The following is a 7,855-nucleotide window of genomic DNA, read 5'->3' as shown; positions in this document are numbered from 1 at the left end:
GTGGCTTGCCCGGAGCCACTGCAACGTCATCTATCCCCTACCGCCCCGGCCCATGCATCCGCGCCGAAGCCGCGCAGAACCACGTCCACCAGCGGTAGGCGATAGCGGCCTCCCGCACCGAAAGCTCCGTCCCCCCCTCCCCTGCCCTCCCCATCGCCTCAACCCCCGTGGTTTAGGAGGGGGAAGAGGGCGTTCGAGGGCTCAACAGCTCAAGCCCAGGACCGCCGACTTACAGCTCGTCGATGTGCTTGCGCTTCGGGTAGACGCGCGGGCGAGCACCGGCAATCTCCTCAGCAATGCGGATGACCTGGTTGGAGTAACCGAACTCGTTGTCGTACCAGACGTAGAGCACTAGGTGCTTACCGTTGGCGATGGTAGCCAGACCATCGACGATGCCAGCGTGGGTGGAACCAACGAAGTCGGTGGAGACCACTTCTGGTGAGTGGATGTAGTCAATCTGCTGGCGCAGGACGGACTTCAGGGAAACTTCGCGCAGGTAGTTGTTAACCTCGTCGCGGTCGACCTCAGTGTCCAGAGTCAGGTTCAGCACCGCCATGGAAACGTCCGGGGTGGGAACGCGGATGGCGTTACCGGTCAGCTTGCCCTCAAACTCCGGCAGAGCCTTGGCGACGGCCTTTGCGGCACCAGTCTCAGTGAGAACCATGTTCAGGGTGGCTGCGCGACCACGGCGGGAACCCTTGTGGAAGTTGTCAATCAGGTTCTGGTCATTGGTGAAGGAGTGAACAGTCTCGACGTGACCGAACTCGACGCCCCACTTGTCATTGACGACCTTCAGCACCGGGGTGATGCCGTTGGTAGTACAGGAAGCTGCCGACAAAATATTGTCAGAGTCCTCGATGATGCTGTGGTTAATTCCGTAGACGATGTTCTTTACATCGCCCTTGCCCGGCGCGGTGAGCAGAACCTTGGAAACTCCCTTGGACTGAAGGTGCTGCGACAGTCCCTCACGGTCACGCCAACGACCGGTGTTGTCAATGACAATCGCATCGTTAATGTCGTAGGCGGTGTAGTCAACAGTTGCCGGGTCGTTGGAGTAAATGACCTGGATCGGGGTGCCGTTTGCCCAAATAATGTTGTTTTCGCGGTCAACCGAGATGGTGCCGTCGAATGCACCGTGGACGGAGTCACGGCGCAGCAGCGAAGCACGCTTGACGATGTCGTCCTCACCATTCTGGCGAACCACAATCGCGCGCAGGCGCGGGCCGTTGAACAGTGCCTCACGAGCCAGCAGAATGCGGGCCAGCAGACGACCGATACGTCCGAAACCGTAGAGGACAATGTCGGTCTTCGGGGTGTGAGTCCCGGCACCGATAACCTCGGCAAGCTCCCGCTCGAGGAATGCGCGCAGGTCGCCGCCTTCCTCTTCGAAGCTGGTAGCCAGGGCGCCCAGGTCGATGGAGGCGGTGCCGAGATCCATCTTCACCAGTTCCTGCAGAATCGGCAGAGTCTGGCTCAGAGGCAGCTCCTGCGAGGTAATGCGACGGGCGTAGCGGTGCGACTTAATGATGCCGGTCTCGGTAACGTTTTCCAGTCGGCGGCCGAAGATTGAAGTCACGACATCATTGTTGCGGCGCAGTTGTCCCAGGAGGGGGATCATCTGCTCTGCAAGGCTGATGCGCTCATTCCAGTCATTGCGCTTGATGGGGGCCGAATCCGACATAAATCCTCCTGGCTTAAATGAATATGAGTTCCCCCTCAAAATACCCCGCACATGCTATTCACCGGCTATCGCCCTCAACTGGGTACCCCGTATTGTGGTCCAGCTTTCACCCAATCGGGGGAGACACTGGGAGACACCCCAAGGAAGAAAATTGAACCCTACTTACCCGTTAGAATAAGAGCCATGACGGAACCCCTGGATATCCAGCAGCAATCTCCCGCCCAGCCGCCATACCGCCTTGTAGTCACGGATATGGACGGGACTCTACTAAATGAAGACAAGGAAATCCCGGAGTCCTTTTGGCCGGTAGTCACGGAGCTGCTCGACCGCGGTGTCCACTTCGCTCCCGCGTCGGGCCGCCAGTACGCAACTCTGGCCGACCAGTTCGCCCCCATTGCACACCGCATCCCAATCATTGCGGAAAACGGCAACTATGTCGCGGATGCGGGCGAGGTGGTTTCGGTTACCAGTATCGACCACGACATCGTCACTCAGTTGGTACACGCGATCCGCCAGTTCAACGACAACCGTGTGGCGGCGGGCCGTACTCCCCTGTCGGTTATTATCTGCGGCGCTGCCAGCGCATACGTGGAGTTTTTCCCGCCGCATTTCAATATTCCGGAGGAAGTTCAGCAGCTGCAGTTCAACGAGGCCGCCAAGTACTACCTGAAGCTGCAGAAGGTCGATGATGTCATCGCCGCTGCCGCCGAGGACGGCATCGTCAAAATTGCCGCCTTTGATCCTTACTCCGTCGAAGAGGAATCGGCCGATTACCTGCGTTCCCAAAGCTCGCACTTGCGCGCGGTAGTCTCCGGTGCCCACTGGGTCGACCTCATCGATGCCAACACCAACAAGGGCACGGCACTCGCCGCCCTGCAGGAGGCCCTAGGTGTCTCTCCTGCCGAAACTGTCTGCTTCGTTGACTACCTGAATGATCTCGAGCTCATCGACCACGCAGGCCGTTCGTTTGCCATGTCCAACGGTCACCCGGAAATCAAACGCCGCGCCACCGACATCGCACCGTCGAACGCGGAGGAAGGCGTCATCACGACGCTGCGCGAGCTGTTCAACCTCTAACTGCAATTGACCCCTTACCCCACTGGAGCGGTAAGTTAGAAAGGTTGAACCCGATTCCCTTATTCCGATTTTCTTTTTAAGGAAAGCGTAGTTTCCCTGTGACCACTCTCGCCGAAGAAGCCGCACGCCGCCGCACATTCGCCGTCATCGCACACCCGGATGCCGGTAAGTCCACGCTCACCGAGGCGCTGGCGCTGCATGCTCATGTCATTAACGAAGCCGGTGCTGTCCACGGCAAGGCCGGCCGTAAGTCGACTGTGTCCGACTGGATGGACATGGAGAAGGATCGCGGCATCTCGATTGCCTCTTCCGCGCTGCAGTTCGAGTACCAGCCAGAGGGGCACGACGGCGAGCCGTACATGATCAATCTCGTCGATACGCCTGGTCACGCTGACTTCTCCGAGGACACCTACCGTGTGCTCACCGCTGTCGACGCCGCTGTCATGCTTGTCGACGGTGCCAAGGGGCTCGAGCCTCAGACGTTGAAGCTGTTCCGGGTTTGTAAGTCCAACGGAATTCCCATCGTCACCGTCATCAACAAGTGGGACCGCCCGGGTAAGGCTCCCCTGGAATTGATGGATGAGATTGTCGCGGAGATTGGACTGCAACCGACTCCGCTGTACTGGCCAGTTGGTGAGGCCGGCGACTTCCGCGGTCTGCTGGAGCGTGGTGAGGACGGCGAAGCCAAGCAGTTCATCGGCTTCGAGCGCACTGCCGGTGGCGCCACTATTGCCGCTGAGCGTCACCTCACCCCAGATGAGGCCGCCGCAGAGCAGTGCGACGCCTGGGAGACGGCAGCCGAGGAGTCCGAGCTGCTCTCCGCCGATAGCGCTGACCACGACCAGGAGATGTACCTCGCTGGCGACACCTCTCCGGTGATTTTCGCCTCCGCCATGCTGAACTGGGGTGTCCACCAGATCCTGGACACTCTCTGCGAGCTGGCTCCGGCACCTGGTGCCCGCGAGTCCGACCCGGCTGCCGTTGCCGCTGCGGCGGCTGGCGGCCAGGGGGCTATCGTCGAAAAGCGCGAGCCGACGGATGATTTTTCGGGCGTCGTGTTCAAGGTGCAGGCGGGTATGGATACGCACCACCGCGACAAGCTGGCATTCATGCGCGTTGTCTCTGGCGAGTTTGACCGCGGCATGCAGGTCACGCATGCGCAGTCGGGACGTAGTTTCTCCACAAAGTATGCTTTGACCGTTTTCGGCCGGACACGTTCGACCGTGGAGACGGCTTACCCGGGCGACATTGTCGGCCTGGTCAATGCGGGTTCACTGGCGCCGGGTGACACGATCTACGAGGGCCGCAAGGTTCAATTCAAGCCGATGCCGCAGTTCGCGCCCGAGCACTTCCGCACTCTGCGCGCCAAGAGCCTGGGCAAGTACAAGCAGTTCCGCAAAGCTGTCGATCAGCTCGATGCCGAGGGCGTGGTGCAGATTCTGCGCAACGATGCCCGCGGCGATGCCGCCCCGGTGATGGCCGCGGTCGGCCCGATGCAGTTCGAGGTCATGATGGCACGCATGGAAAACGAGTACAACGTCGAGACCATCGCCGAGCCCATCCCCTACTCCGTCGCCCGCCGCACGGACGAAGAGACCGCGACTGAGCTGGCAAAGCAGCGCGGCGTGGAGATCTTCACGCGTTCCGACGGCGCCCTCATCGCCCTCTTCGGCGACAAGTGGAAGCTGTCCTTCATTGAGAAGGAGCACCCGGAGTTCACGCTCGAGACGCTGGTCGCGGACTAGAGTTTTAAGGAGATTTCACCAACATTGAGCCAAACGGTTGAGCTTCCTCCACAACCAAGTGCATGGCAACTTTTTACTGCCTTCCACTCCCGTGCACAGAGATGGCCAGGCGCCCTCCGCGCAGCACTCGCGCTATTCCTGCCGGGTGCCGTGGCACTTCTCACCGGACACGGCTCGGAAATGCTCCTTATCGCCGCTGGTGGGTGCGTGGTCATCTATGGCGAAGGCCACCCCTACCGCAGTCGTCTGCGCGTGATGGCCATCGCCGGGCTATGCCTGATCGCCGGAGTTATGTCCGGCAGTTTTGTCGGATCAGTGGTCCACAGTGAGATCGCTTCCGGCGGCAGCAATCTATGGCTGCTGCTCATCGCACTTTTTACCACGGCGTTGGCCACCATCGGCGCTTTTATTCAAAACGCACTGCGCCTGCCACCGCCGGGTTCATTCTTCATTGTGATGGTCTCCGGCGGCACAACAATGGTCGCCCGCCTTGGCTTCAACCCGGTGGAAACCGCCATGTGGGCTACCGTTGGTGTGCTTTCCGCGATAGTCATCGGAATGGCACCGCGGCTGTGGAATCCGCACGGCCCCGAGATGGCAGCTGTCGAATCCCTTGAATCAGCCATCGATGCGATGGAAAAGTCAGACTCGACATCGTTCGCCGTTCATCACCAGGCGCAAACTGCACTGACCGACGCATGGGAATCGCTTGCCGACGCAGGCATCATCCGTGGCAGCAAAATCGTCAAGCCCTCCCACACGGAACTGGTCAACCGTGTCATTGCTGCTCATCAGCGTCTGATTGCTATCCGCACACGCTTGGGCGTGCACGGCAGCGCTGTGGACATCGTGGACACGCCTAACCTCTTCGACGAGACGCAGACAACCATTCCACTCGCGCGACCAAGCGTGAGTTACCGGATCTTCCGCTCTTTCGATCGCTATTCCCATGCGTCGATGACTGCGGCAAAGGTTGCTATTACCGGTGGCTTAGCTGGTCTCATTAGCGTGCTTGTCGGTCTCGACCGGCCTGACTGGGCGGTGGTCAGCGCATTGATGACTCTGCAGTGGGGTCCCGACCGCACCGCTGGTTCGATCCGAGGGATTCACCGCATGGTCGGCTCGATTATCGGCATTTTCCTCTATGCGCTGCTCTTTTCCTTTGGCCTGGACAGCTGGACGCTACTTATCGCGCTTGCAGCCTGCCAATTCGGCGCGGAGGTTCTCGTGGTGAAAAACTATGCGCTGACGACAATCGTCACCACTCCATTGGCGCTGCTGCTGGGCGGAAACGTCGCTGGCGAACTCGCACCGATTGTGACCGATCGTGTCTTGGAAGTCGGTATCGCCTGCGCGCTGGCTCTCGCTGTCCTGCACTTCTGGCCAACCGAGAGCATTGAAAAGCACTACCTGCGTCATATTCCGCGCTGCTATCGACAGATGGGCGCTCTTCTCGGCGCGCTGCTAACCGGTACTCCGAATCAGGCGCTCGATATTCGTCGAGATCTCCAGTACGAGCTGCTCAGTGAGCGCCAGGCCATCTCGTCTTTGGCCACCAACGACCCCGAAATCGCCACTCCACACTGGGATGGGCATCGTCGCATTCGCACAGCTGGCTATTTGTTGCTGGACTACTGTCGCACGCATCCGGATATCCGCCCCTCTCACGAGGAGATTTCCAAGCTCGCTGAGGTAGTCCAGGCAGCTAAAGCTGAGGAGCGCTAGTCCTCCGGCAGCGGGGGCTCCTTGCGCAGGTCGCGGGCTGTTGCCCGCCGTACCTCGCGCGGTTCCTCCTCCGAGCCCCGCGAACGGAACTTAGCCGCGATGTCCTTCAGCGAAGACGACAGCGGCGGCAGCTTCTCCAGCGCGTCACGGCCCGCGTCCCACGCGTCGGTAGCAATATTTTCCGCTTTCCGACGGAACTTGCGGACCTTCTCCTCACGCTGCCGCTTAGTCTCTGCCGCGTCATTTTGCCGCTCGCGCTCGCGTTCAAAGGCTGCGACATCGCGGGCCTCCGCGTCGGAAAGCCTCTTCGAGGCGTGTGCCGCGGCGTCCCACGACTCCTCCAGCGATTCCGCGAGGTGCAACATGGCATCGATGCGCTTTTCAACTTCGCGCAACTTCTCGCGGTAGCCCCGCTGAATGTCATAGCGGCGCATGATGCGGCGGGCACGAGTGGCCTCATTGCGCCAGGTGATGATTGCGCCCTCAGAAATCGACTCATCGACGACGAAACGCATCGTCCACGGGTCGACATCAGCGCTGGCCAGATTGTTGCGTACCCGCTCCTCGCGGTCGAGGACGTCCTGCACGAGACTGCGGGCACGCTCTTCGGCTTGATGGGCGCGGTTGGTACGGGAGTTATCTGGTCGGAAGCTCACCTGGACTATCCTACCGCTCGGCTGCTGCCAAAGCCGGTACTTGGTCGGTCGCGGAGCTCTTCTGCTGGTCATTGTCGCTCTGGTGCTCGAGGCGAACCCAGGAGACAAAGCCCCAAATAACGAAGCATCCGTAGAAGAGGTACAGCGCCGCCGACGGGTAGTAGCCACCCTTGAGCAGCAACGGCACTCCCACGGCATCAACGGCAATCCAAATTAGCCAGAATTCGTTCCACCCGCGGGCCATACCCCAGGTCGCCAACATCGAACCGACGAAAATCCAGGCATCGGCCCATGGCCCCCACGAGCCCAGCATCTCAAAGATATTGGCACAAATCACAGTGGCGAAGATAGCCACGGTAATCATCCCAATGCGTTCCGATGCCGTCGCCCACCGAGGCTCAATTGCGACCTCGTCACCGCTCTGATTGCGGCTCTTGACCCAGCTGAACCATCCGTAGAGACTGACGACGATAAACATGACCTGACGCCCCGCCTGGCCATAGAGATCAAGATTTTGCGGCGTGTGGAAAACTCCGCCGAGGAAGACGGTAAACAGCAAGGCATTTCCGATAATGCCGACCGGCCAAGCCCATACCTTCCGTTTCATACCTAGGAAGGCACACGCCAGGCCAAAGAGGTTACCGACAATTTCTCGAATCAAGATTGGTGCTCCCGCCACACTGAGCTGTGCAGTGAGGAAACCCACCAAAAAATCCGACACGTATTCCACGAATTATTCAACTCCTTCTCTTTCATCCGGACTATGACCGTCGGTTTCGGATTCCAACCGAAATCTGCTTGTCCCCTACCTGACGACCCTTCTGGCCACAGGTAGGGCGCTCGTGGACTTGTCTGCGTCAGCCGCAGCATCACCACCGGTGAGGAATTTCACCTCGCCCTGAGAATGCGAGTTCAACGTTAGCACTGTCGCCTTGCGCGCATGTGCATTTTATTCAATGAGGTTTCAATAT

General features: G+C 59.7%; 6 protein-coding genes and 1 riboswitch. Of the genes, 3 read left to right on the top strand and 3 right to left on the bottom strand.

Going from position 1 to position 7,855, the window contains the following annotated elements:
• Positions 1-229 precede the first annotated feature (229 nt).
• A complete protein-coding gene (locus HMPREF2681_RS02495; RefSeq protein ID WP_049189550.1) occupies positions 230-1,681 on the bottom strand; it encodes a glyceraldehyde-3-phosphate dehydrogenase in 1,452 nt (483 codons plus the stop codon).
• Positions 1,682-1,864: 183 nt separating this feature from the next.
• Between HMPREF2681_RS02495 and HMPREF2681_RS02490 the strand changes: the two genes are divergently transcribed.
• The 3 genes from HMPREF2681_RS02490 (at position 1,865) to HMPREF2681_RS02480 (ending at position 6,228) form a co-directional block, all read left to right on the top strand.
• Entirely contained in the window at positions 1,865-2,758 is an 894-nt protein-coding gene (locus HMPREF2681_RS02490) for a Cof-type HAD-IIB family hydrolase (RefSeq protein ID WP_070545969.1), read from the top strand.
• Between the two features lie 98 nt (positions 2,759-2,856).
• Entirely contained in the window at positions 2,857-4,503 is a 1,647-nt protein-coding gene (locus tag HMPREF2681_RS02485; protein ID WP_070545967.1) for a peptide chain release factor 3, read from the top strand.
• A 24-nt stretch (positions 4,504-4,527) separates the two neighbouring features.
• Complete coding sequence (locus HMPREF2681_RS02480; RefSeq protein WP_070429651.1) at positions 4,528-6,228, top strand: FUSC family protein; 1,701 nt, start codon at positions 4,528-4,530, stop codon at positions 6,226-6,228.
• Here the strand turns inward: HMPREF2681_RS02480 and HMPREF2681_RS02475 are convergent.
• Entirely contained in the window at positions 6,225-6,884 is a 660-nt protein-coding gene (locus HMPREF2681_RS02475; RefSeq protein ID WP_016423226.1) for a hypothetical protein, read from the bottom strand. The genes HMPREF2681_RS02480 and HMPREF2681_RS02475 overlap by 4 nt on opposite strands.
• 10 nt (positions 6,885-6,894) lie before the next feature.
• The gene (pnuC, locus tag HMPREF2681_RS02470) at positions 6,895-7,614 is read right to left on the bottom strand and encodes a nicotinamide riboside transporter PnuC (protein ID WP_049192843.1); all 720 of its coding nucleotides are present in this window, start codon (positions 7,612-7,614) and stop codon (positions 6,895-6,897) included.
• Between the two features lie 10 nt (positions 7,615-7,624).
• A riboswitch (FMN riboswitch) is annotated at positions 7,625-7,794 on the bottom strand.
• Between the last annotated feature and the right edge of the window lie 61 nt (positions 7,795-7,855).

The organism is Corynebacterium sp. HMSC064H12 (assembly GCF_001809925.1).
Classification (GTDB): Bacteria; Actinomycetota; Actinomycetes; order Mycobacteriales; family Mycobacteriaceae; genus Corynebacterium; species Corynebacterium jeikeium_D.
This window is presented reverse-complemented; position numbering and strand designations above follow the sequence as displayed.